This is a genomic window from Rhizobium sp. BG4, from assembly GCF_016864575.1.
Classification (GTDB): domain Bacteria; phylum Pseudomonadota; class Alphaproteobacteria; order Rhizobiales; family Rhizobiaceae; genus Rhizobium.
On sequence record NZ_CP044127.1, the window covers coordinates 24,694 to 46,851 of the forward strand.

A 22,158-nucleotide genomic window follows, 5' to 3' on the forward strand; every position below is an offset into this window, starting at 1 on the left:
GAGCTCGACCTTCAGCGGGTCGGTCGGGTTTCTTCCCCTGACAGTCCGCGGGCGCGACCTGTCATTCCTCTCCGGTCAAGAAACCCTCCCTCCGCCGCCCGGCGCTTCGCTGGGCCGCCCGCGCTCCGCTTGCGGTTCCGGTCTCGATCCGCATGACCGGGTTCGCCGTCAGGCCGCGAGAGGCGCGGCCCAAAATAACGGAGATCATCATGGACCCGATCCTTCACGCCGACGACAGCTTCGAGCCCAACCATTCTTCCTCCCCGACCGACCGCTTCATCTACGAGATGCAGGTCCTGGGCTATCGCCCCTTGCAGGACGAGCCGGATCCCCGGCCGTTGCCGGAGGAACCGCAGGTCCAGTCATCAATCACTGCGATCTTCGATGCCTTCGCCGACATGCTCGGCGACACCCGGCTGGAGCCTGATCTCGAAGATCTGTTCTGGTCGATCCCCAATCTCTTCCATCGCGCTGGCGAGCGCATCCAGCGCGAACTCGATCGCAACGAGGAAGCGCAGCGCACCGGCCAGCGCGAGCAGGACGGCTCGGAGGTGAAGAGTGTCGAGCTTGAACGCCTCATCTCCGAGGGCATCACGCTCCTGGAGCGCCGCAACGCCTTCGAGTTCATGCGCGACTATGCGGCCGACCTGTTCGAGGCGCAGACCGGTTCATCCTGGCGGCCACGTGCCGGCTCCAAGGTCAACCACGCCAACATGACCGCGGCGATGATCGATAGCCGGGACTTCCTCTCAGCTCGCCGACGCGCCGAAACCGAGGTGCTGATCCCTGCCGGCACCAAGATCGCGTTCGCCGGCGGCATGGACTATAACGATCATGAGCGGATCTGGGCGAAGCTTGACCAGGCTTATGCCAAGCATCCCGACATGGTTCTGCTGCACGGCGGTTCGCCGAAAGGTGCTGAACGGATCGCCGCCTGCTGGGCGGAAGCGCGCAAGGTCACGCAGATCGCCTTCAAGCCCAACTGGACCAAGCATGCGAAGGCCGCGCCCTTCCGGCGCAATGACGAGATGCTCTCAGTCATGCCCGCCGGATTGATCGTCTTTCCCGGAAACGGCATCACCGGCAATCTCACCGACAAGGCACGTCGCCTTGGTATCCCGGTCTGGCAGGCCTCGGGAGACGGCGCGTGAGCGCCGTTCCTCTAGAAAAATGTAAAAAATGGAAAATATGGAGAAATTGAATTATATGGAGAATCGCGGAGACCATATACATGAAGCGGTTCTCGACCGCCGATTTGAACAAGCAAATCGGAGATATCACCGACGCGGCAAGCCGCGAGCCGGTCATGCTGACGCGGCACAAGAAGCCGCGCTTCGTGTTGATGAGCTACGAGCACTATGAGCGTATTGCACGGGCGGCGACCCGCGCCGAGCGCATTCTATCTCGGAGATGCCCGCCGAGCATGCGGCACTGTTCGACGAGGCGCTCGATCGGCTGGCGCGCGGCGAAGGCTACGACGATGAGCCGTGAACTCCGCCTCAGCCAGGTGACCGGTTATCCCTGTCTTTGGGAATGGCAGGATGAGCGCGGTGAAACGGAAGGCGGTCCGATCCTCGGTCGCTTCAGCAAGGCCTTCATGATCAAGATTGTGGCTGCCTTCCTTCAGGGGTGGCACGTCAGCCGCCTGGACTGATATCCGTCGCGCCGCCGCCTGCAGAGCAGGCTCCATCCAATTCCCGACCGTCTAGGATCCGGGTGGGTGCAGCCGCGTGTCGAGCGCGAACGACTCCTGGAATTTGAGCGCGTAGGCACCTGCCCCACCGCCCGCTAGAAAGATCAGGTTCCAGCTGTGCGTCGAGACCGCACTGGGGATCGCGACGAACCGGTGTCGGCGCAGCAGCGTGTCTCCGAAGGCCTGTTGTCCCGCCCCGGGAATGCCCGGTCGCAGCCAGTTGGGATTGGGTACGGTCGCCGGATCAACGACGTGGACATGGGCGGGGTCGGCAACGACGGCTGCCGTTATCGTATGGGCGACCGTATCGAGTGCCCGGAATCCCTTGTGCACCGCCACCTCAAGGATCGCCGTCGCTGGATCGAGCGAGCAGTAGACCGCCCGCACGCCCTTACTGTTCCAGCGTCCGCCAACCCGATAGGCGCCTTCGCCACTATCCCATGTCGCCGCATGGATGGCTTGATCGAGCCGCCATGCCACAAGCTCGGTTCCGCCGAGCGAAATCGGTAGAAGGGTCATGCATAGACGCCGTATTCAAGGCGATCGAGATGATCCTCGACCAATTCGACGCCGGCGGGCGTGCCGAGAAGATCAATCGGCCGGCGCTGATCAAGCCCGATCGCTGGGCGTTCCAGCCATTGCTCGGCCTCCGCCTGTGAGCCAAAGACATCTGTCGCCTTGGCAAGGATCTCGGCGAACTTCCAGGCCCGGCCGCTCTGTTCCTGGCTGAGCGGTTTGGACAGCGCGTCCTTCCGACGCTGCCAGGTGCGCAGGCTCATGCCGACCGCTTTTTCCAGCGATTCGTTCTTGCCTATGACGACAAGATTGCCGACAAGGTGATCGAGCGCTAAGGCCGGCAGGCCGTGCAATAGCAGCTCATGCGCATCAAGCGCACTGGTCAGCCGGCGCGCGAGCACCCGCGAACCGCCAAGTAGGGCTTCGATCTTCTGCAATTCCCCACCGGCGACCGTTGTGGAAGGGGCTTTAGCTGCGAGGGCCATCATCGTTCTCCGCGTCAAGTGTCGCGTACAATATGTCATCTGTCGTGGCATATTTCAAGGAGGGGCGCATTCGGCCCAGCCGCACCGGGCTCAGGACGTTGCCGATCACTTGCGTCCCCTCGGCTTGGCTGGTGGCAGGGGTCCGTTGATCCTAATGCCACTCACGCATGCACGAGCGCGGCACTCGGCGGGTCTGCAAAAGGCAGACAAGGCGAGGTCTCCCCGCCGCCGTCGCAATCAAGTACCATTCCCGTTCTTCATGTCGCCTTTCTAAGGGACCGGCCGCAATCAGCGTCAACCCCGCAAGGGGGTTCCCCTTCGCTACGCTGCGGTGACGCCTGCGGCGCGGCCCATTATTCGGGCGCCATCGGGAATGGTCCCGATTCAACGAAGGAGACAATCCCATGGCTACTACCATCGCAACCCTGACCGAAAAGACCGACGGCACTCTCGAAGGCGTCTTCGCCACCATCCGGGTCAACGCCCCGATCGCCCTCATCCCGAACGCCAGCAAGGCGAGCGAAGAAGCCCCGGACTATCGCATCATCCACCGCAAGACCGGCTTCGAGATCGGCGCAGGCTGGAACCGCATCTCCCGCCAGACAGGCGAGGAATACATCTCCACGAAGCTCGAAGCACCCGAGATCGGCGTGATCTTCGGCAACGTCGCCCCGGCGCCCGGCGGCGAGCCCGGCAAGAAGGTCATCCTCTGGAACAGCCCGGCCTGAACCGGACGGCCGGCCCCGCAATCGGGGCCGGCCTCCCCATTCCAAAGGAGGCCGCCATGAGCCGCTACACGATTACTGTCACCCGAACCGCATCCCGCCACACCGACCCGGATGCCATCATCGGCTATGACCGCCCGCTTCAGACGTTCTTCCTCCAGGCATTCCCGCATGCCGAAGGCGAGGATCTTGAGCTCTGGCTGGGCGCCGACCTCCTGGAGTTCGAAACACTGTCGCGACTGAGGACCGCGGCAATCGCACGCGGTTTCGACTTCATACCCCTGGCATCAGGTGTTCTTCACAAGCTGCTGGATGACCATGCCCGTGAAGCGCATCACGCGGTCAGCGACACGCTCATCTAGGATATTCGCAATGGGACATCCGCCCGCTGATGCAAACTCACAACGAAATAGCCCGGGCCGGGCCGGACTACTTTTTTGCCTGGCGAACAAGTCTACTTGTTCAGCGCATCCTTCAAGGCCTTGGCTGACGTGAACGCCAGTTTTTTCGCGGCGGCAACCTTAATCGTCGCGCCGGTCGCAGGATTGCGGGCCTCGCGCTCCGGCGTTTCCCTTACTTTGAACTTACCGAAGCCGGGGAGGCTCGTTTCGTTGCCGGCAACCGCAGCTGCTGTGATCGACGCAATCACGGCTTCCACGATAGCCTTGCTCTGTACTTTGGTGAGGTTGTGCTCTGCCGCGATTTTGTCGGCGATTTCGTTAGTTGTCGTCATAACTGTGTGCTCCGCATCGTTTGAGATGCAGAATCCCTGACATCGTCGACCGCCACTGTCATCGACACTCTGCGGCAATTCGTTCGCAAAGCCAGGGATCTCCACAGTTATTCACCTGATCACGTAGCAGTAACCCGAAGACGGGCATCGAGCCCGTCCTCGTGTTCGGGTGCGATACGGAGAGGAAATGTCAGCTCAGTCCGTCCGAGGGTGTCATGGGCGCATGACGGCCTCAAGGACTGCGCGGCCCCTCCAATTTTCCGCCGCAGTCCCTTCGGGCCATCGACAGAAAATCGGTTCCTCCGCTTGCCGCCTTTGGCGGTCGCGTTCCGCGATCCCTGACCCCTCGCGGCTACGGCGCAGCCTCCTTTCGTCAGAGACGGAGAGGAGACACTGATATGTCCGATGACTGGTACAACGTTCATCAGCTCGCAGTGCTTGCGGGCTTCAGGCTTATTATCCTTGCAAGTCGCGTCGGTTGCGAGGACGACTTCTTGCTCAAACTACATGACGGAACTCGCCGAGGGGCTGGCAGCTGCAATTGCGCGGCTGCGAGCCCTCATTGCGCTGGAGCGTCAGCTTGCCACCGCGCCCGACGATGAAGGTCTCGTCGCCTTGCAGCTTCATGGCGAAGAGGGATGCTTTGCCCGTTTCCGGATTACGCCGCTCGATGATCTCGAAATCGACTACGACACCCACGAGTACCGCGTGAACGGCGGCGAATGGCACTATGCGCTGTCGGCCGATTGCGGCGGCGTCGAGAGCAACTATCCGAGGCTCGTTGACCTCACCGATGAGGAGCTGGGCACTCTCGCCCCAATCGTCCGCTCCATTCGCAATGAGGCGGGTATCGCCATTAGCATCGCACGCATCGTCTACTATTGACGCGAGACGAGAGGCGGCTCTCGCCGTCTCTCGTCTCTTCTGCGGGCTTGACCGCTTGCCGGCATCGAGCCTGCACGCGGTCTTGAGGGGAGAGACTTGCCGCCTCTCCCCTCAAACACCCCTCTCCTTACGGTGCGGGTCGAGACCCGCCCGGCCTTTCGGGCCGCTAAACGGACGCTGCCGCGACTTCCCCAAACAACACGGAGAGGAGGATCACCTTACGCTGCGCCCTAATGTCTTCAGGCATTCGCTGCAGGTGATCCTCCTCTCCTGCCGTGCGCTCGCCGTCTCATCGCTCGTGCGCCATCGACGTCCGTTCTCTTCGGTCACGGCCATCCCGGCGCCTCGCGACAACGGCTCGCTTCAGCATCTCTCACCAAACCGGTCTGGCCACCGCGCTATTCCTCCGGCGCGGATCACAGGCCTGAGCCTGTGATCGCTGTTGCTTTGTCTGATGACCCGCAACAGCATGGGCGCTTCGGGCACGGCGGCCAGACCGGTTTGGTGAGAGATGGCAGGATAGGCTATTGGTATACCAATAGCCGTTTTCGCCCGAGGGGCGAGTCGCTTCAGAGGCGGAGCAAGGGTTTCCCGGTCTTTCATTTTTCAGACGTAACAAGGCCGTGGGGGAGTGAGGTCGGGTCGGCAGAATGGGAGGCTCCGGAGCGGACTCTTTGGGCAGACAGCTTTCGGCCGCCGTGAAATGCAGCGGCATCTCGGCGGTCAGGCGTTTTCGCTCATCAGCGAATGGGGCGAATCCGCCAATAGGTGGATGGTCGGTTCGACAGACATGCGAATGTGCGAATAGGCAACTGCGCCTATACGCAAGAAGGTGAATCGCCGTTTGAGCGCATCTGCCTTTCGGCGAATGAGTGAACCAGTGATTGAGCAGTTGGGTGAAGCGGCAGATCGGTCAGCCAGCAAATAAGGGAGACGGTGCGACACCGATATGGCGAATGGGAGTTCAGGCGATCCCGCTCGTCGGTGTATCGGTGATTGCGCAAATCGCCCAACGGGTGTTTGCGTGCACGCGCGACTGGGCGGATCAGCGAACAGGTCATTTCGGGAACGGGCTATTGAGCGATCCGGCGCATCGGTGAATGTCGCGTCAGCGGAGCAGCGTGATCACCGGATCCTCTAAAACCTGGGAAATCCAACGTGTCCCGGTCCCTCGTTTTTTCCCGCTTGAGCAAGCCAATTTCTGCTGATAAATTATACCGGAGTATAATTTGGTAATTTGGTATAGGCTGCGGGGCGGGCCGGTACTCTGTCTTTCAAGAATAAGGTTTGACTCTGATACACAATCGATCCCTCGTGACGAAGGAATGGTACATGGTGCCGTTCACTGCGGACTGCCCTGACTGTGGTGCACAGACACGGTCCGCAGCTGTTGTCGTTGGCCCTTCAAGCCTGGTGGGGGACGCAGGGTCTGAGCCGGAAAGCTATATGCTCGCGAAACCGCGAAGAAGACTTGATGGGTTCGCATTCGTTGAGGCGCTGGGCGGTCAGACCGAACATATCGAGCGATCCGTCATCAACCGCTTCCATACCACCTTCGCATTTCTGGACGGCCAACTGACATCGATCTGCGAACACTGCGGGGAAAATCTTCCACCCGCAGCAATCCGCTCCGCCGTCATGAACGCCTTTGTACGGCTCGGGCAGAAGCGCCTTCTGGTGAACGAGCGCTTGATGCTCTTTGCCTCTGAGGTGGTGCTGACGGAATTTCGTGGGGACACCTCTATAGAGGAAAGCGCGATGCGCGATCCGGATTACGCGCTTCTGCTCATCTGCGACACGGAAAGCGCAGTCGGCGAAACCGGCATGATCGAGTTGTGGCACAGCATCGCGCGTGACGACTACGCGATCGTGGTCAAAGGCCACGATGGCCGCGAGGTGTTGCGAGACGCGTTCAACAGTGACCTGAAGGAGGTCGTGACTACCGTTTCCGATCTCGGTCTGGTGCTCACCCAGCTTCACCTGGCTCAGGCCTCGTCACCCTATTGCGCGCTCGCCCGCGATCTTTTTCTCGAAGCCCTCGAACATGCCGGTTATCGGCAGGCAAGCTAGAAAGCGATACAATGCGTCTTTTCAGGAAGCTCTTAGGATCTCTGGCGGCAATGACCCTGCTCGCAGGATGTGGTCATCAAGTTGAACAGCCGCGCCCGCTGCCGCCGGCACCTTTTGCCTATCTCACCCTGGCAGCCTGTAAAGCCTACTCCAGCAACATCGTCGAATGCCAGCTTGAATATGGAAACCACTTCGGACGCCACCGTCTTGGCCCAGTCCAAAACAGGGGTTTGTCGATCGGACTTGATGGTGGGCGCTACCAGGTCGAGTCCTGTTATCCGGTGGACAGGATACAAAGAGAGTTGCCGAATTTTGTGTGCCGAATCTCTGTCGCGACTTCGGGCACCGACGCTGGTTCGGTACTGATAAAGGGCGGGACCGCCGTCCGTCTTGCTCGTATTTTGGGAGACCGCGAACAGCTTCGGTATCGCTGGACTCCGGATAAATGGTCACGGCTAAGGGACTGATTTTTCTTAATGAAGCTCTTCTCGTGAGGTAGCGCGGCGAGACAATAATTATACTCCAGTTAAACTTTGGGGTTGATTTCTACGGCTGAATGCGGTTCAAAATCTTATACCGCAGTATAATTTGCATTGGTTCAGCCATGGATAGCGCTCCGCTTTCGCCTGTGAACAGACCGCACAAGATATCCTCGCGGAGCGTGCTTTGGCTCGCCGGAACGTCGGCTTTTCTGCTCACCGGTTTCGCCTCCGGCCCCGATGACAGCAGCGGTCAAATCGTGTCGGGAAAGTCGACGCACCTACGGCACCCTGCCAACCGGATGGAGTTTAAGGCGGTCGAGGTCGACGCCCTGCCGCCAAATCCGGAGCCCTCCGCCTCTGCTGTTTCGACGCAGGACATCCCAACGATCGATTCTGCCACCTTTAGCGAGCGATTTAGCGGGTCGTCCACTGAAAATGCGCTCCGCGCCAGCGCTCGCCCGCTGGATTCCATTGGAGGGTTCAGTGACCATGCTGGGCGATCAACAGGATCAGCGGCTGGCAGCACGAATGACCGACGGGAACGTGCTGTGCATTCGATGGTCAGCGTCTATTCGTTTGACCAGGCAACAGCCGTTCCCGAGCTCGCCGAGCCGGCAACCGCACCTCATATCAATGTCAGCGAGCCACCAGTACAGGCCCGACCGGATCTTTTATCCGGTGTCCCCACGGACTATACCGGCCTTGCATTGAAGGTTGCCAGTGAGGAGCAGGTTGATCCGAATTGGGTGCTTTCTGTGATGCGGGCAGAAAATGCCGCGTTCGATCCAGACCTGGTGAGCTCCGCGGGCGCCATCGGTTTGATGCAGGTCATGCCACAGTTCGGCGAAGCCTTCGGTGCAACCGATCTATCGGATCCGGAGCAGAACATCCGGGCCGGCACGCGATTTCTCCGCGTCTTGATCGCCAAGTACAGAAATCCTGTATTGGTCGCCGCCGCTTATAATGCTGGCGAGCCGAATGTCGACCTTCGCCATTCCCTGCCATTGATCCGAGAGACCGCCGACTACGTCACCCGTGTCGTCGGATACTATACCGGCACAGCGGCCACCCCGGTTCTCCGGCCCAAAGGTCTAACTTCGGCGCCCCGCAGCACCGGGCGTGCCGACCGGGCCAAATCCCCCATGCTTGTGTTCTCTGTTGCAACTCCGTCCCCGTCAGACGTCCGTCCTCAGCGTGATGAGGCTCAGAATGATGCTGGCGGGCCGGTCAAAATTGTCAAGGAAGAGGTGTCTCAATGAATCCCATCGTGTTGGCAGTCCAGACGGCCGTTCTCTATGGCAGCGTTGCCTGGTCCTCGATGGTCAGGCGGAAATGGGTTGGCAACGCCGCGATCGTGCTTGCCGCGAGCCTGATCCTGCTCGTCAGCCAGTACGAGCCGGCCGCGGCGCAGAACCTCGACGCGCTGCAAAATGCCGCCGACCGCCTCGTGCAATTCTTTACTGGCCCGTTCGGTCGTTCGGTCGGAGCGATCGCCTTCATCGGCATGTTTCTGGCCGCAGCCTTCGGTTACTGGTCCTGGGGAGCGCTGCTTCGGGTTGGAGGAAGCCTTGCCGGCATGTTTGCCGCTGCCGAGCTCGTCGACTTCCTCGCTGGCAGCGGGTCTTAGCCATGGCCGGGAACATCTCCGATGGTGGCGACGACTATATCGAATCCCATCCCGTCATATTGGCTCTCACACGACCGCCGACAGTGATGGGAATTCCCTACACCTACTTCCTGGCGGAATGTTTTGTTTCGCTGATGGTGTTCATGATCCTGGGATCCATCCTGTGGTTCCCGGTCTCCTTCATGGTCCTCCACAGCATTCTCTACGTGCTCACCGTCAAGCTCGATCTCTGGTTTTTCGAGATCGTCGGGCGCCTCAGCATGTGCGGTATCAACCCTCTTGGCCGGAAGCTCGGTGGCGGCGTCAGAACCTACGGAGTGTAAGCGATGAACACGATGGCGAGATCGCTGAGAGGCAGTCTGTCGAAGGGTTGGGAGATCTTTGCAGACCGCAATGTGGCGACGCATGTTCCTTTCTACGTCCCGATCGAAAACGGCATCATCCGCCTGAAGAACGACTGCCTCGTCTCGACGCTGAAGCTCACCGGCTTCTCCTTCGAGACGGCGGATATCGAAACGATCAATATGCTGCAGCGGCAGCGCAATGCCGCCTTCCGTGCGATCTCCTCGATCGGCAGCTTCGCACTTTATACCCACGTGATCAGACGCAAGGTTGCGCCGTCGTTGCCGTCGGCCTTCGCCGATCCCTTTATGGAGCGCCTCGATCACGTCTATCAGTCGAGCATCTCGAAGAACGAGATGTTCGTGAACGACACTTATGTCTCGCTGGTCGTGCGCCCCATGTTCCGGAAGGGATCCGCGCTCTCACGCCTCATGGGCGCAGGCGGCACGATCGTGCGCAAGGAACAGTTCCGCGCGATGCGCGACAAGCTGGTCGAGGCAACACGAGCGCTGGAGAAGTCGCTTTCCGTCTACGGACCGAAGGTTCTTCGCGACGTGCAACGCGTACAAGCTGACCTCGGCGAGAACAGGAAAGTCTTCCGCGATGTCTCTGAAGATATGGTCGTCGACGAAGCCGCGCGGAAAATTTGGTTCTCCGAACAATGCGAATTTTTCTACACACTGCTGAATGGCGGACGCGTCCGGCCGATCCGGCTGGGCAACATCCCGATCGATGAGATGCTGCCGGCGCGCCGAACGTCGATCGGTAACCGCATCATCCACCTACAGGGCGACGTACTGGACGACGATCGCTACGCGGCGATGGTCTCGCTCAAGGAATATCCGCCAGAGACCGGCGCCGGCATGCTCGACTATATCCTCAAGCTGCCATTCGAGCTGGTGCTGACCCAGTCGATGTCTTTTGTCGATGATATGGCGGCGCGCAGCCGGATCGAACGACTGGACCGGCAGATGTCGAAGGCAGACGAAGGTGGCTCGAGTGTCCAGGCCAATCTCGATATTGCCCGGGACGAACTGGCCCGCAAGCGGGTTGCTTTCACCGAACATCATCTCACGGTGATGCCGGTCGCCAAGACCACCACCCAGCTTGACGATGCCGTGGCCTTGATCGGCAACGAACTTGGCGCGCTCGGCGCCTCCTACGTCCGCGAGGACCTGAATGCGGAGCCCGCCTACTGGGCGCAGCTTCCTGGCAATCAGGCCTATATCGCCCGGCGAGCCCTCATCTCCACGCTGAACTGCGCCGGCTTGAGCAGCTTTCACGCCTATCCATACGGCAAGCCTGACGGCAACCACTGGGGGCCGGCGATCACGATCTTCGAGACGACGTCGGGCACGCCCTTCTTCTTCAACTTCCACCAGGGCGACGTTGGGCACACGACAGTCTTCGGCCCGACCGGTTCGGGCAAGACCGTCATCATGGCCTTCCTGATCCTGCAGTCCTATCGCGTCAGCCCGCGGCTGAAGACGATTGTCTTCGACAAGGACCGTGGTCTCGACATCATGGTCCGCGCAGCAGGCGGAACCTACATGTCGCTGGAGCCCGGCCAGCCGTCGGGATGGAACCCGCTACTGCTTGATGACACCGAGGAGAACCGTGTTTTCCTCTATGGGCTCCTGAGCTTCATGCTGAAACCTTCCAAAGAGGGCGAAAGCCTGACGCCGCAGGAAGAAGCGATCATTCGCAACGCGATCAAGTCGGTCCTCAAGACGAAGGATAGGTCGTATCGGCGTCTTTCTTCACTGCGGGCGCTGCTTGCTGGCAGCGAGCGGACCGAGGGCAGCCTGATCGCCCGGCTCGACAAATGGGTCGACAAGGGACCCTACGCCTGGCTCTTCGACAACGCTGCCGACGATCTCGATATCTCCCGACCGATGATCGGCTTCGACATGACATCGATCCTTGACGATCCGACGGTACGCACGGCAGCCCTTCTCTACATGTTCCACCGGCTGGACGCGATCTACGACGGCAAGGCGCCGATCATCAACCTGATGGACGAAGCCTGGAAGCTGCTCGATGACGACGAGTTCAAGCGGACCATGAAGGACTATTTCAAGACCATCCGAAAAAGGAATGGTCTCGTCATTTTCGGGACGCAGTCGGCCGACGACGTAGTGCGTTCCACCGTCAGCCGCACGATCATCGAACAGACGTCGACCAATATCTTCTTTGCCAATCCGAAGGCTGACGAAAACTCCTACATGGAGCATTTCGGTCTCTCGCGAGCGGAATTCGATTGGGTCAAGAACGGTGATCCGAGTTCGCGCTTCATGCTGATCAAGCAGGCAAAGAGCAGCGTGATCGCTCGCGTCGACATGTCCCACATGCCGGAGTTCATCAAGGTGCTCTCGGGGAGGGAAGAGACCGTGCGCGAAGTCGAGATGTTGCTCGACGAGTACGGCGACGATCCAAAGAACTGGCTCTCGAAATTCTGCGACTGGGATGGGGTGACGGTCGATGAAGCACGCAAAGCACCTTGAGGGAGCCGCGGCCGGGGCACTGGCCCTTGTTCTCATCCTCCCAGTCGGCACAGGTCATGCCCAGGCGCCGGTCATCGACCAGGCGCGCCAGAAGATCCAGCAGGCGACCGAGAACTGGTATCAGTCCTATCAGGCCGATACGCGCAAAGTCAAAGGCGCCTCGGGCGGAACGACCGATAGCGTGGCACCTGGTCAGGGTTCGGGCGCGCCGACCGATTGCTCGGCCGACGGCCTGGCGGGAGACACTGCGCCCGCAGCGCCATCGTTACGGACACCGAGCCAGCAGGAAGTCGCCAGCATGGTGCGACAGGAGGCAATCCGGCAGGGCGTCGATCCGAATTTCGCGATGGCGATCGCCGAGCAGGAGTCGCGTTTCCGCCAGTCGGCGCGCTCTGCGGTCGGCGCCACCGGTGTCATGCAGCTGATGCCGGGGACCGCCGCGCAGCTCGGAGTCAACCCCTACGACACGCGCGACAATATTCGGGGCGGCGTCAAATACATCAAGCAGCTCCAGGGGATGTTCGGTGACCGCTATGATCTGATCGCCGCTGGCTACAACGCCGGGCCGTATCGGCAGTCGCTGCAGAACGGTCAGATTCCCAACATTCCGGAGACGCAGGACTACGTCAAAAAGGTCTCCGCCTACTATGCCCGTAACAAGGCCCATAACGGTGATAATACCCCGTCGGAGGGTACTGCCGAGCCGGAAACTGCGAGCTATGCAAACGGCTGCGGCGAGCAGCTGAAGAAGGCGGTCGACCGAAACACTCAAGCGCAGATCGAACGAGGCTCGGTTTGGAATGAGCTGCTTGGAAAGTCCCTCGCTGCGAACCAGCAATATCTGCAGCGCCTTCAGTCTGGCCTGCAATCCTCGTCGGCAAGCCTTCGTGGCAGTGGTGGCGGAAATTCCAAAGACCATGACGGCTCACTTGTCATGGCCGAGATCCGGTGCCCGACCAATATCATCAACACCGGCGGCACGCGTTGCTTCGCCGTTCCGCCCAACGCCACCACCGAACAGATACAGCACTGGCTTTCCGACCTGCAGGATGAGGCACGTGCAAATGGCGCGGTCGCGACCTTCACGGCGTTGCAGGACCCGACACTCGGCCTCGTCACGGTCGTCGATTCCAGGCCGACGTCAAACTGAGAACAGGAGAGGTTAGACACATGAAGACAGCAGTGATCGCAGCGGCGCTCGCCATCGTTTCCGTCCCTCAGGCCTATGCACAAGTACCCGTCAAGGACTCGGAAAACATCTCGATCAGCGAAGAGATCAAACGGCTTTCGTCAGAGATCCAGCAGGACACGTCAGTCGTCAAGGACAACACCACGAAGACCCTGGCGGCGATCACTGGCGACCGAACGCAGGATGCGAGCCAGTTTGCCAAGCTCGCGACCGGCAATGGCTTCACCATGGGACAGGCGCCGGATTTCAACACGGTGTTGTCGAGCAACGCAGCCGTGTTTGGAGGGATTGGCGGTCAATTCCAGAATACGGCGGCCAAGCTGATCAACGGCCTCAACCTCGTGAAGATGGTGGTCGATACCGTAAAAGGCGGTGAACTCTCAGGCGCCAACCAAGCCTATTCGCAAGGGATCAACGCGTTGACAACGCTGACGGCGCTGACCGACGCGATGAACAGCGCCACCAAGGACCGGCAGAACTCGTTCATGCAGGCCACCCAGCAAATTGGAACGGCTCAGGATCTGAAGGGGGCGCTCGAGCAAAATACCCAGATGGTGCTGCAGGGAAATCAGACCGCCAACGAAGCCGTCGGCTCGCTCAACAACCAGGTCATGCTGCTGAACCAGCAGTATAAGGCCGCCCTAGCAACCTCGTCGCAGAACCTCAAGACCTTCGCGCCGCTTCCCGACAGTGTCATGCGTGACGGCGGTACTCAGCCGCAGGGGACGTCTGTTCGCGATCAGCTGAAGGCATTCGAGGATCAGAACCAGTGAGGGCAGTTCTTGTGTTGGGGCTGATCGGTGCGGTGCTCGTCGGTTGCGCCGGAAAATATGAGCAGCTTGCCAAATGCTCGGCCGACGACAATCCGGTCCCGGCCCTCGGCTTCGTATCCGAGCCCGCGATCACGGCAGGTGGCAATGCGCTCGCGGGCGCCATCAAGGACGATTGTGGCCCGATGCGACCGGTCAGTAATTTTCAGGATGAGACATGGATCCCGTCAGCTACGCGATAAACTTCTATGGCGATGCGCTTCGTTATTTCGACAGGATCAACGAGGCCTCATTGGAACGGGCCTGGGGGCTATTTGCCGAGAACAGAAACCTTGTTTCCGGCATCCTGGCGATCTTCCTGATCCTGTATTTCCTCTGGGGCGCACTCGGGCTTTCGAGTGTTTCCCTTCAGGACATGGCGATCACCGCCTTCAAGCTCACCCTCGCCTATACTCTCGTCATGTCCTGGGCGCTGTTCTACGACAATATCGGACAGTTCGTGCTGTCGGCGCCGCAGGATCTTGGATCGGCCATATCCTCGGCGATGGGCGGTCAATCGGCCGGCGCGGACATCGCCCAGCAAGTCGCCAGCATGGCGCGCAAGGTCTACGACTTTGCCATGCAGCTCTTCAATTCCTACGAATCCGGATGGCTGCCGAATGTGACCGGCGCCGTCGTCGTCTTTATCGTGCTGGTCTTCGGCCTCCTGCCGATGCTGCTGATCCTCACAGGCGTCACGCTCTTTGCCAAGATGATCACCGCGGTGATGCTGGCGATCGGGCCGATCGCCATCCTCTGCTATTTCTTCGGCATCAGTCGCTTTGTCTTCGACGCCTGGGTGAGGGGCGTCGCCTACGGCATGTTCATGCTGCTCTTCACCTATGTCATGGCCGGCCTGTCGTTCGGCTTTCTGATCGGCATGATGGACACGATCAACGGCGATATGGCCACCAAAGAGAACGCGCTGGCGATCGTACTCGCCATGGTGCTCTACCTCGCGCTGATCTCCTATTTCATTTTCCAGGTGCCGGATTTCGCGCGGACCTTCGCCTATGGGGCGGCCCTCTCTGGCGTCCCGGGCGGAGGTGGCGTGGATACCGCCTACGCCACCACACGCCGGCGCCTCTCTTCGAGCAATTCCCGCGCCGGGCAGGCCGCGGCCATAGCACTCAGTACGCTGGCCGGACCGAGGGGCGCCGTCACGGCTGCAGCGCTTGCGGGCCGCAGCAGTGTCGCTGGCGTCGGTGCGCTTGGTCGAATGCTCACCAATCGTCGGCGCAACAGCGAATGACGCGGAGGCGGCAAGGATTAGCGATTTCACTCATTGCGAATTCGAGGTTCGAAACTTGGCATTGTTCAAAAGGCAATTGAAAGCCGCTCCGGTCGATCGTGCGCCAGGACCACAAGAGATCTACGATCAGCACCTCTCCTGGGGCGAGAAGAATCGGTCACTGCGCACTCTGATCGGTCTCATCCTGTTGGTTTTCGCGGTGGCGGGTTGGTTCGTGGCCGGCGTTCTATCCCTCTCTGTCGCGCAGCTCTTTCCACTGGTGCGCACCGAGGTCGTGCCGCTCATCGTGGACAAGAACACGGGCTACATGGAGACGGTGACCACGCTCGACAAGGACCGGTCGAACGTGTCAGAAATCCAGGCCGTCCGCGCTTCGTTCGTCGGCAATTACGTCATACGTCGCGAGACCTATGACCCCCGCTATCTGTCGGAAAACTTCGACATGATCGCTCTTTGGTCGGAGCCGGATTCCCCGGCCTTCAAGGACTATTCGGAGTGGATGAACCCTTCCAATCCACGAGGTCCGGTCAAGACCATGGGAACGACGGGCGAGATCCGACCCGAAATCCTGTCCGTCAATCCGCTCAATACCACCACAATGTCGGTGCGCTTCGAGACCCGGGAACGGCGCCGCGGCGGCGATGTGGTCAATCGCTGGTCGGCGACGATCCGCTACCGCCAGATCAATCTTACCGCCAGCAACCGGGTCCGGCTTTATAACCCCCTCGGCTTTGTCGTCACCGAATACGTCAAGGTTCCCGAGACCATGCCTTCGGGGCTCACCCCATGAGGCGGGTGAGGGTCGGAATAATGCTGTCACTGCTGCTGACAGCCACTTCGGTTCATGCGGAATTGACTGCCCGGCCCGGCAGGCTCGATCCGCGCGTGCGGACCTTGCCCTATTCGGCTGAACAGGTCTTCGTCGTCACCGGGACCTACGGGATGGTAACGACGATCCTCTTCGGTGCTGACGAAGAGGTTACCCAGGTGGTCGCGGGTGACACGGTTTCCTGGCAGATCCTGACGTCGGCGGACAGGCGCTCACTCACCCTCAAGCCGATGGAGAAAGACGCGCCGACAAACCTCTCCGTGGTGACGACGAAACGAACCTATTCGTTCGACCTTGAGGTCAACGACAGCAAGTCCATCCAGAACCAGACCTTCAAGCTGCGCTTCATTTATCCGGAAGACGCCGGGCTGAAGGGCACGGCCGAAATGTGGAAGCAGGCGCAGGATGCAGAGCGCAATCCAAACATCAAGAATATCCGCCGCGACAAGGTCAACTATGACTATGGCTTCAAAGGAAGCGATGCCGCCAAGCCCGTGTGGGTGTTCGATGACGGTTTGAAGACCTTCATGAAGTTCACCGGCGACGTGCCAGCGATCTTCATTGTCGATAACAAGCGGCGAGAGAGCCTCGTCAATTATCGCCGTGAGGCCGACTACATCGTCATCGACACGGTCTCGCGGCAGTGGACGCTTCGTTACGGCACCGAGAACGAGACCTGCCTGTTCAATCTCAGGACCGCTCCAGCCGATGTGCCGGCGCCGATCGAGGGGGCCGTGACGCCGAAGCGGCTCGGCTCGTCAGGTGCTGGCTCACCATCAAAATCACGATAGGGAGGCACGATGTCTGATCCGAACTATCATTCGATAGACAACGACACCGCGATCGGAGGTCAGGTGAGGCGCTCCGGGGTTGGGCTGATGCGGCCGATCGCCGTGGTGGCGGCAATCGCCGGCGTTGGTGTCGTCCTCTATTTCCTTCTTTCCGGTGGCGAGCGGGAACCGGGGATCGACAATACGCCGCACGAAGAGTTCCGCCCCGTGCAAGCGCCTAGAAACGAGGGCTTCAACCCGCCAGCGCCGCCGCCTTTGCCGACGGTGCAGGTGCCCGAGGCGCCACCCCTCCGCCACCCCCGCCACCGGCGCCCGTCATCCCGGCGCCGGCCCAGGTGGCGCCGCCGGCCGATGTCGACTGCTCGAGAGGGAAAAATCCTGACGATCCCAAATGCATCGAGCTTGCGCGGCAGGCTAAGCTGCTCGAGCGCGTGCGCTCCACCGCTGTCGTTTTCGATCAATCGGAACGCGCAGGCGGGGCGGCAACCGCTTCGTCAGACGCGACGGGAGCCGGCTTGTTCGGCGCGAACGGCTCAACGGCCACGCCCGCTGGCGCACCGTCGGACGCGGGCGGTGCTGTCGATGGCGATCGTGCCTTCCTGAAGGCCATGGGAGGGCAGGGGGTACAGGTGTCGGTAGCCGCTGAGAACCGCCGTATCGATGCCTGGATCCCGCAGGGCACGATGATCCGTGGCACATTGGAGACGGCGATCAACTCCGACCTCGCCGGCATGGTGAAAGCGATTGTCCGGGAGGATGTCTACTCCTTCGACGGCCGGCGCATCCTGATACCCGCCGGCTCCTCGCTGATCGGCGATTATAAATCCGGTGTCGAACGCGGGCAGGAGCGCCTGTTCATCGTCTGGACGCGGATGATCCGTGGCGACGGTGTTTCGGTCCAACTCGGCTCTTACGGCACGGATCGTCTCGGCCGCTCCGGCATGACGGGTGTCGTCGACCGGAAATATTGGGAACGGTTCGGCCCGCCGGCGCTGATGACGATGATCGGCGGGGTAACGCAATACATTGCCCAGCTTGGTCAGAAACAGGATCGAAATATCACGGTCGTCAACACGGACGGAACCGTGACCAGCATCCCCCAGGATAACGGCACGACCTCGCAGGATCGGGCGCGCGAGATCGCCGCAGAGACGATCGCATCGGGCATTCAACAACTTGCAACCGAAGCTTTCCAGGACTCCCGCAACATCCGGCCGACGATCCACATCGCCCAAGGCTCCGATATCACTGTTTTCGTCACCAGGGACCTTGATTTCTCGGATCTTTATCCAGACCCGGTGCGTGAGGAATTCGACCGCCTGCGCCGAAAGAGGGCCGGCAAATGAACGCGCACCCATCGATCTCCGCCGAGCAGCACTTTCTCTCCGAGGCGCTCGAACCCATCAGGCAGTTTCTCGACGATCCCGCGGTGGTCGAGATTTCCTGCCAGCGCAGCAATGAGATCTGGCTCGAGCGGATCGGCCAGCTCAGCATGGTCAGGCAAGAGGTCGAAGGGCTCGATCAGGAGGCGATCCGCCATATGGCGTCGCGCGCGGCCTCGTTCACGAAACAGACCATCAATGCTGAGAATCCACTGCTGTCGGCAACGCTCACCAACGGTGAGCGCGTCCAGTTCGTGCTCAATCCGACATCTGCCACCGGACATGTTTTTTCCATCCGCAAACAATTCATCCGGCGATTCGATCTCGACGACTATGAGAAAGCAGGCGCCTTCCGCTTCACGAAGGTTACGGGTGACGACTATATCGACGACGTCGATATTGAGTTGTCACGCCTGCTGCGGGCGGGACAGGCGCGCGCCTTTCTGCAGCTCGCGGCGATCAACCATCGCAGCATGCTGATCTCCGGTGGCACCTCGACCGGCAAGACGACCTTCCTTAATACAATGCTGACGGCGATCCCAGACCACGAGCGCTTCATTCTCATGCAGGATACGGCGGAGCTGGAACCGCGCCAGGAAAACGTCGTCTCGCTGCTGGTCTCGAAGGGCGCCCAGGGCGAGGCGCGAGTGACGATGACCGACCTTTTGGCCTCCGCACTTCGTCTCAGGCCAGACCGGATCTTCATGGGCGAGCTTCGTGGCGACGAGGCATTCGACTTCCTGAATGCGATCAACACCGGCCATCCGGGATCGATGTCGACCATTCATGCGAACTCGCCGCATCACGCGTTCAACCGGCTATCGACGCTGGTGCTGAACAGCAACGTCCGCATGGAGCGCGACGATATCATCCGCTACATCCGCTCGATCATACCGATCGTGGTGCAGTTGAAGAAGAGCGATGCCGCCGGCGGCCGCGGTGTCAGCGAGATCTATTTTGCCGACGAGGTGGACGAAGATGGCAAGCGTATCCACGGACGCAGAGGCTGAACGCCCGAAGTGGACGAGGCTTCAAGAGGTCTCGGCCTTCACCTTTCCGGTCGCCGTTCTAGGCGCCGTGCTGGTCTGGCTGATGTTCTTCACGCTGATATACGACGCCTATGTCACATCCTTCGGGTCGACCTCCTATTACGACTATGTCGGGCAGGCGCCCATTCCAGATGGCATGGCCTACACATGGTCGATCATTCGCACGCAAAACACCATCGGGCTCTCAATCCTGGCGCTCGTTCTGGCTTCGCCGTTTCTCTTTTTCCTGTTGAGCCTCTGGATGCTGAAAGCGGGCAGGGGGCTGTCGCGCAAGATCCTCTACCTCTTGCACGTGAGGTCGATGTTCACCCTGATTGCCCATACGGCACTGATATTCGCTGCGGCCTATGCCGCTGTTATTGTGTACGGCACGGCTTTTTATCTCGTTGCAAGCAAAGCCGGCGGGTTAACCAGCGTAGCGGACTATTATGGCGCCCACCTTGCGGCCATGTATCAGGCACCCTTCGGAGCCACCGACGCGGCCGGGACGTTTCAGCGGCCCTCACGGCAGACTGTGTTCGCCGCTCTCGCCGGTCTGGCGGCGGCCGGCGCCCTGGTCGGATTTCCAATCGGGGCAGCGATCCAGAAGCGCCAGCGCATGGTCATGGGCAAGGCACGGCTGGCGACCCTGAAAGATGCCGCTGATTTCCGGCTGCGTGACAAGCACGGCATCGTTCTCGGTCTCAAGCAAGGCCTCCTTCTGCGTAATGACGGCGATCAGCATGTGATGGTCATCGGTTCGCCGGGACAGGGGAAGTCACGCGGCTTCGTCATCCCGACGATGATGAGTTTCAAGGGATCGCAGATGGTCCTCGACATGAGCGGTGAGCTTTTCGAGGAGACGTCGGGCTATCTCAAGGATCAGGGCTACGAGATTTTTCTGCTGGCCCCGGGCTCCAAGTTTACGGACGGCTATAACCCGCTCGATCTGATCAGCGCCGACCCAAATCAGCGGATCACTGACCTGCAGAAGCTGACGCAGATGTTGCTGCCCGGGCGTCTGCGCTCCGATTCCTCCGACTTCTGGGAAGAGAGCGCCAGGATCCTGCTGACGGCGATGCTCGGCTTCGTGCTCGAATGCCCCGATACCCGAAAATCGCTGAGCGAGCTCTACCGCATCCTCAATTCGATGTCGGACGAACGCAAGGCGATCATCCAGCTCCTCGAAAATTACGAGGCCGTTCTTTCCGATCAGACTCGCATGCAGCTCACCAAGTTCGCGGGCCGGCATGAAAAGCTTGGAGAGGGAATCGCGGCGGAGATCGTCGCCAAGCTCAATTTTCTCCAGAACCCCTTGGTCGAGGCCCTGACCTCTATCACCACGATCCCGATCGACACGATCAGAAAGCGCAAATTGGTAATCTTCATCCAGGCCGACTGGAATGCGATGCAGATCTACGAGCGGCTGATTTCGATGTTCATCCAGCAAATGGCCGATAAGCTTGTGCACATGGGACCGTTGCGCAACGGAGAGCACGAAGTGCTGATGATGCTCGACGAGTTCGGTAATGGCGGGCGCATAGACACCGTGCTCACGCTTGCGCCGTTGATCCGCAAGAACGGCGTTCGCTTCGTCTTTATCCTGCAAGACGGTGCGCAGCTCGAACGGCTGTATCAGCGGTCAGGGCAGAAGATCCTGATGGGCGCGTCCACGATCAAGCTGTTCATGAACTTCCAGAACCAGGAAGACGCCGCCGCCGTCTCTGCCGCAGCCGGCAGGACGACCGAGTGGGTCGAGCAGTCCTCTTACTCCCATCGCCATGGTCGCAGACAACGATCCATCTCGAAGGTGCCAGTGTCCGTCGACCTTCTCCCCGTCAACACGCTGATGATGATGAAGCCGGAGGAGGCGATCCTCCAGGTCACCGGCATGCCGCTCATGCGCATCATGAAACTGGACTCGGGCGGCGAGCGGATGTTCTCGAAGGTGCGGAAGTTCAAGCCGGTGACCAGACCCTGCATCCAGCCGGTCGAATGGACGATGGCCGACAGCGAATCCTTCGCGGCGCCGCAGCCTGAATCCGCTCCATCAGGTAGAACGCAGAGCCGGTTGCCGGTCGTTGGGATGGACATCGATCTGGGCGCGGTCAATCGGCCGAACCGGCCACAGCACATTCGGTTTATTGTCAAAGAGGGTGTGCGACACGTCTATATCTCGTCGCTCGACGAACTGCGTCAGCGTCTGGATCTCGACGAAACGCGCGAGGCCGGCCGCACAGAGGAACAACTGCGAGACGCAGAGCAGACTGCGGCGCAGAAAAAGCAACACTCTGCAACAGGCGGCCGCGAAGGAGACCGCGGCGCAGCGCGCGGTTCCGACACCATCCGGGTCGACGACGCCCATATCGAGCTGGATCAGGCAAAGTTGGACCGCAGTGTGTATTCTGGCTCTCCACGAGGATCACGGAATCGAGCTCAACGGAGTTCGGATGTTCAGGATGAGGCTGGAGATCTCCCCACCTCAGCTATTCTACGGCGACAAGATGTGCGTGGCGCATTCGGTACGGACAGCAAGGCCCTGAACGACGCAATCTTTGAGCAGACGGATGCAGGCTCGTTCGACCCGATAGAGTTGAATGCAGATGTCGAGCTCTTGATCGGAACCCTCTCCGAGCGCCTCACGGAAGATAGCTCGAAAGCATTTGTGCGCGAATTTGTCGACCGCGCTCGCGATCCGCTGCGCGAAGAGGGTCCGCAACACGACGAGGCAGAAGACCCGTTTGCGTAGGCGGACAGCATGGCCTGAAGCGCGGCATATCACTCGGGGTTGGGAAGCGGCATTGACCAGTTTCAAT

The 22,158-nt window shown here is 60.3% G+C and carries 22 protein-coding genes and 2 pseudogenes; 21 read left to right on the plus strand and 3 right to left on the minus strand.

The genetic code is table 11. The features are described 5' to 3' along the window. The first annotated feature begins 209 nt into the window (after nucleotides 1-209). The 3 genes and pseudogenes from F2982_RS27760 (at nucleotide 210) to F2982_RS27770 (ending at nucleotide 1,654) form a co-directional block, all read left to right on the plus strand. A complete protein-coding gene (locus F2982_RS27760; RefSeq protein WP_203431397.1) occupies nucleotides 210-1,151 on the plus strand; it encodes a DUF2493 domain-containing protein in 942 nt (313 codons plus the stop codon). 80 nt (nucleotides 1,152-1,231) lie between these two features. Next, nucleotides 1,232-1,491, plus strand: a pseudogene (locus F2982_RS27765) (type II toxin-antitoxin system prevent-host-death family antitoxin). Then, nucleotides 1,481-1,654, plus strand: a complete 174-nt coding sequence (locus F2982_RS27770) for a hypothetical protein (RefSeq protein ID WP_246777708.1) — start codon at nucleotides 1,481-1,483, stop codon at nucleotides 1,652-1,654. The pseudogene F2982_RS27765 and the gene F2982_RS27770 overlap by 11 nt, the downstream one beginning before the upstream one ends. Before the next feature lie 51 nt (nucleotides 1,655-1,705). On the opposite strand, the gene F2982_RS27775 is transcribed toward F2982_RS27770, so the two are convergent. Together F2982_RS27775 and F2982_RS27780 are read right to left on the minus strand one after the other, a co-directional pair. Further along, nucleotides 1,706-2,212 (minus strand): RES domain-containing protein, encoded by a 507-nt coding sequence (locus F2982_RS27775; protein ID WP_203431398.1) that lies wholly within the window; start codon nucleotides 2,210-2,212, stop codon nucleotides 1,706-1,708. Further along, nucleotides 2,209-2,694: a DUF2384 domain-containing protein gene (locus F2982_RS27780; protein WP_025555388.1), complete on the minus strand. Its 486-nt coding sequence runs from the start codon at nucleotides 2,692-2,694 to the stop codon at nucleotides 2,209-2,211. The genes F2982_RS27775 and F2982_RS27780 overlap by 4 nt, the downstream gene beginning before the upstream one ends. Before the next feature lie 404 nt (nucleotides 2,695-3,098). Between F2982_RS27780 and F2982_RS27785 the strand changes: the two genes are divergently transcribed. Further along, the gene (locus tag F2982_RS27785; RefSeq protein ID WP_037115718.1) at nucleotides 3,099-3,422 is read left to right on the plus strand and encodes a DUF736 family protein; all 324 of its coding nucleotides are present in this window, start codon (nucleotides 3,099-3,101) and stop codon (nucleotides 3,420-3,422) included. A 56-nt stretch (nucleotides 3,423-3,478) separates the two neighbouring features. Continuing rightward, on the plus strand, nucleotides 3,479-3,781 hold the full coding sequence (locus F2982_RS27790; RefSeq protein ID WP_029867688.1) for a hypothetical protein: 303 nt from the start codon (nucleotides 3,479-3,481) through the stop codon (nucleotides 3,779-3,781). Between the two features lie 92 nt (nucleotides 3,782-3,873). On the opposite strand, the gene F2982_RS27795 is transcribed toward F2982_RS27790, so the two are convergent. Beyond that, nucleotides 3,874-4,152: an HU family DNA-binding protein gene (locus F2982_RS27795; RefSeq protein WP_203431399.1), complete on the minus strand. Its 279-nt coding sequence runs from the start codon at nucleotides 4,150-4,152 to the stop codon at nucleotides 3,874-3,876. A 398-nt stretch (nucleotides 4,153-4,550) separates the two neighbouring features. On the opposite strand from F2982_RS27795, the pseudogene F2982_RS27800 reads away from it, so the two are divergent. The 16 genes and pseudogenes from F2982_RS27800 to F2982_RS27875 all read left to right on the plus strand — a co-directional run bounded on the left by F2982_RS27800 (nucleotide 4,551) and on the right by F2982_RS27875 (nucleotide 22,091). Further along, nucleotides 4,551-5,037 (plus strand): annotated as a pseudogene (locus F2982_RS27800) (hypothetical protein). A 1,446-nt stretch (nucleotides 5,038-6,483) separates the two neighbouring features. After that, nucleotides 6,484-7,107, plus strand: coding sequence for a hypothetical protein (locus tag F2982_RS27805; protein WP_246777709.1), 624 nt, complete (start codon nucleotides 6,484-6,486; stop codon nucleotides 7,105-7,107). 50 nt (nucleotides 7,108-7,157) lie between these two features. Beyond that, nucleotides 7,158-7,574 (plus strand): hypothetical protein, encoded by a 417-nt coding sequence (locus F2982_RS27810; protein ID WP_203431400.1) that lies wholly within the window; start codon nucleotides 7,158-7,160, stop codon nucleotides 7,572-7,574. 194 nt (nucleotides 7,575-7,768) lie between these two features. Further along, nucleotides 7,769-8,848: a transglycosylase SLT domain-containing protein gene (locus F2982_RS27815; RefSeq protein WP_246777710.1), complete on the plus strand. Its 1,080-nt coding sequence runs from the start codon at nucleotides 7,769-7,771 to the stop codon at nucleotides 8,846-8,848. Continuing rightward, a complete protein-coding gene (locus tag F2982_RS27820) occupies nucleotides 8,845-9,216 on the plus strand; it encodes a TrbC/VirB2 family protein (RefSeq protein WP_203431402.1) in 372 nt (123 codons plus the stop codon). The genes F2982_RS27815 and F2982_RS27820 overlap by 4 nt, the downstream gene beginning before the upstream one ends. 2 nt (nucleotides 9,217-9,218) lie before the next feature. Next, nucleotides 9,219-9,539, plus strand: a complete 321-nt coding sequence (locus F2982_RS27825; RefSeq protein ID WP_203431403.1) for a VirB3 family type IV secretion system protein — start codon at nucleotides 9,219-9,221, stop codon at nucleotides 9,537-9,539. Between the two features lie 3 nt (nucleotides 9,540-9,542). Then, nucleotides 9,543-12,062, plus strand: a complete 2,520-nt coding sequence (locus F2982_RS27830) for a VirB4 family type IV secretion/conjugal transfer ATPase (RefSeq protein WP_203431404.1) — start codon at nucleotides 9,543-9,545, stop codon at nucleotides 12,060-12,062. Beyond that, nucleotides 12,040-13,212: a lytic transglycosylase domain-containing protein gene (locus F2982_RS27835; protein WP_203431405.1), complete on the plus strand. Its 1,173-nt coding sequence runs from the start codon at nucleotides 12,040-12,042 to the stop codon at nucleotides 13,210-13,212. The genes F2982_RS27830 and F2982_RS27835 overlap by 23 nt, the downstream gene beginning before the upstream one ends. Before the next feature lie 20 nt (nucleotides 13,213-13,232). Then, nucleotides 13,233-14,024, plus strand: coding sequence for a conjugal transfer protein (locus tag F2982_RS27840; protein WP_203431406.1), 792 nt, complete (start codon nucleotides 13,233-13,235; stop codon nucleotides 14,022-14,024). Between the two features lie 14 nt (nucleotides 14,025-14,038). Next, the gene (locus F2982_RS27845) at nucleotides 14,039-14,263 is read left to right on the plus strand and encodes a hypothetical protein (protein WP_246777711.1); all 225 of its coding nucleotides are present in this window, start codon (nucleotides 14,039-14,041) and stop codon (nucleotides 14,261-14,263) included. Beyond that, the gene (locus F2982_RS27850; protein WP_203431408.1) at nucleotides 14,239-15,312 is read left to right on the plus strand and encodes a type IV secretion system protein; all 1,074 of its coding nucleotides are present in this window, start codon (nucleotides 14,239-14,241) and stop codon (nucleotides 15,310-15,312) included. Before F2982_RS27845 ends, F2982_RS27850 begins: the two co-directional genes overlap by 25 nt. 55 nt (nucleotides 15,313-15,367) lie before the next feature. Then, nucleotides 15,368-16,102, plus strand: a complete 735-nt coding sequence (locus F2982_RS27855) for a type IV secretion system protein (RefSeq protein ID WP_203431409.1) — start codon at nucleotides 15,368-15,370, stop codon at nucleotides 16,100-16,102. A gap of 20 nt (nucleotides 16,103-16,122) precedes the next feature. Beyond that, entirely contained in the window at nucleotides 16,123-16,932 is an 810-nt protein-coding gene (locus F2982_RS27860) for a TrbG/VirB9 family P-type conjugative transfer protein (RefSeq protein WP_203431410.1), read from the plus strand. Nucleotides 16,933-17,267: 335 nt separating this feature from the next. After that, the gene (virB10, locus tag F2982_RS27865; RefSeq protein WP_246777712.1) at nucleotides 17,268-18,278 is read left to right on the plus strand and encodes a type IV secretion system protein VirB10; all 1,011 of its coding nucleotides are present in this window, start codon (nucleotides 17,268-17,270) and stop codon (nucleotides 18,276-18,278) included. Continuing rightward, the gene (gene virB11, locus F2982_RS27870; RefSeq protein WP_203431411.1) at nucleotides 18,275-19,324 is read left to right on the plus strand and encodes a P-type DNA transfer ATPase VirB11; all 1,050 of its coding nucleotides are present in this window, start codon (nucleotides 18,275-18,277) and stop codon (nucleotides 19,322-19,324) included. The genes virB10 and virB11 overlap by 4 nt, the downstream gene beginning before the upstream one ends. Beyond that, nucleotides 19,293-22,091: a type IV secretory system conjugative DNA transfer family protein gene (locus tag F2982_RS27875; RefSeq protein ID WP_203431412.1), complete on the plus strand. Its 2,799-nt coding sequence runs from the start codon at nucleotides 19,293-19,295 to the stop codon at nucleotides 22,089-22,091. Before virB11 ends, F2982_RS27875 begins: the two co-directional genes overlap by 32 nt. Nucleotides 22,092-22,158 lie beyond the last annotated feature (67 nt).

Excerpts from the sequence above, each read along its gene's own strand:
- F2982_RS27760 (WP_203431397.1), top strand. The coding sequence starts at position 210 with ATGGACCCGATCCTTCACGCCGACGACAGCTTCGAGCCCAACCATTCT.
- F2982_RS27770 (WP_246777708.1), top strand. The coding sequence starts at position 1,481 with ATGAGCCGTGAACTCCGCCTCAGCCAGGTGACCGGTTATCCCTGTCTT.
- F2982_RS27775 (WP_203431398.1), bottom strand. The coding sequence starts at position 2,212 with ATGACCCTTCTACCGATTTCGCTCGGCGGAACCGAGCTTGTGGCATGG.
- F2982_RS27780 (WP_025555388.1), bottom strand. The coding sequence starts at position 2,694 with ATGGCCCTCGCAGCTAAAGCCCCTTCCACAACGGTCGCCGGTGGGGAA.
- F2982_RS27785 (WP_037115718.1), top strand. The coding sequence starts at position 3,099 with ATGGCTACTACCATCGCAACCCTGACCGAAAAGACCGACGGCACTCTC.
- F2982_RS27790 (WP_029867688.1), top strand. The coding sequence starts at position 3,479 with ATGAGCCGCTACACGATTACTGTCACCCGAACCGCATCCCGCCACACC.
- F2982_RS27795 (WP_203431399.1), bottom strand. The coding sequence starts at position 4,152 with ATGACGACAACTAACGAAATCGCCGACAAAATCGCGGCAGAGCACAAC.
- F2982_RS27805 (WP_246777709.1), top strand. The coding sequence starts at position 6,484 with ATGCTCGCGAAACCGCGAAGAAGACTTGATGGGTTCGCATTCGTTGAG.
- F2982_RS27810 (WP_203431400.1), top strand. The coding sequence starts at position 7,158 with ATGACCCTGCTCGCAGGATGTGGTCATCAAGTTGAACAGCCGCGCCCG.
- F2982_RS27820 (WP_203431402.1), top strand. The coding sequence starts at position 8,845 with ATGAATCCCATCGTGTTGGCAGTCCAGACGGCCGTTCTCTATGGCAGC.
- F2982_RS27825 (WP_203431403.1), top strand. The coding sequence starts at position 9,219 with ATGGCCGGGAACATCTCCGATGGTGGCGACGACTATATCGAATCCCAT.
- F2982_RS27830 (WP_203431404.1), top strand. The coding sequence starts at position 9,543 with ATGAACACGATGGCGAGATCGCTGAGAGGCAGTCTGTCGAAGGGTTGG.
- F2982_RS27835 (WP_203431405.1), top strand. The coding sequence starts at position 12,040 with ATGAAGCACGCAAAGCACCTTGAGGGAGCCGCGGCCGGGGCACTGGCC.
- F2982_RS27840 (WP_203431406.1), top strand. The coding sequence starts at position 13,233 with ATGAAGACAGCAGTGATCGCAGCGGCGCTCGCCATCGTTTCCGTCCCT.
- F2982_RS27850 (WP_203431408.1), top strand. The coding sequence starts at position 14,239 with ATGGATCCCGTCAGCTACGCGATAAACTTCTATGGCGATGCGCTTCGT.
- F2982_RS27860 (WP_203431410.1), top strand. The coding sequence starts at position 16,123 with ATGCTGTCACTGCTGCTGACAGCCACTTCGGTTCATGCGGAATTGACT.
- virB11 (WP_203431411.1), top strand. The coding sequence starts at position 18,275 with ATGAACGCGCACCCATCGATCTCCGCCGAGCAGCACTTTCTCTCCGAG.
- F2982_RS27875 (WP_203431412.1), top strand. The coding sequence starts at position 19,293 with ATGGCAAGCGTATCCACGGACGCAGAGGCTGAACGCCCGAAGTGGACG.